1 protein-coding gene is annotated in these 638 nt (G+C 61.3%); it reads right to left on the bottom strand.

Features of this window, described 5'->3' with window-relative positions; genetic code table 11:
- Positions 1–106: 106 nt before the first annotated feature.
- On the bottom strand, positions 107–409 hold the full coding sequence (locus GY937_21920; GenBank protein ID MCP5059370.1) for a hypothetical protein: 303 nt from the start codon (positions 407–409) through the stop codon (positions 107–109).
- Positions 410–638 lie beyond the last annotated feature (229 nt).

The raw sequence follows: 638 nt of genomic DNA, 5'->3' as shown, positions 1-638 counted from the left end.
CGGTCTTCTTCTCGCCCACGACAAGGCGCACTGCATCGCGCTTGAACTCGGGTGTGAACGTTCTTCGTACTCGTGCCATGGATCACCTCATTTGGGCTAGTATGCCCTAAGTTAGGTGTCCACTTTCCTGGGGAAGTGCTAAGGGCTCTTCGTCGTCGGCGCCAAGCACCATCAACAATGTGCCAACGGGGCCCAGAGAATCCAGGAGTCCATCCAGCACTGCATTCGCGCCGCCTTCGACGGGGCCCACCTCCCGAAGGCTCGCATGCACCATCAGGGGTTCACCCGGTCGAACACCGAGAGCCCGCAACTGCTCCGAAATGTCCGCTCTTGCGACCAACTTCCAGTCCTCGTTCCGACTGTCGTCACGCGGTACCACGTCTCGCCGAGAGCGCCACGGGCTCGCCATCGACCCACTCCGAGGGGCAGAGTAGGATCCGATCGTATCATCACCGCGGTTGTCGGATGACGTCGAATCGGTCTCGGGCCGGAGAGCTGATTGTAGACGCTCACTCAGAAGCGTAGAAATCTGATCATTTGGCCGGGGGGCGACGCAGCCCGCCGTTCCGGATTCCGATTCAGATCTTCCGGGTCGAAAGGTCCTTGACCCAGGGCGAACGCCCTCCCGGCTCGACCGG

This window comes from bacterium (assembly GCA_024228115.1).
Lineage (GTDB): Bacteria > Myxococcota_A > UBA9160 > UBA9160 > UBA6930.
Note: the sequence above shows the minus strand (reverse complement) of the source record. Positions and strands in the feature narration are given on the sequence as shown.

Excerpts from the sequence above, each read along its gene's own strand:
- GY937_21920 (MCP5059370.1), bottom strand. The coding sequence starts at position 409 with ATGGCGAGCCCGTGGCGCTCTCGGCGAGACGTGGTACCGCGTGACGAC.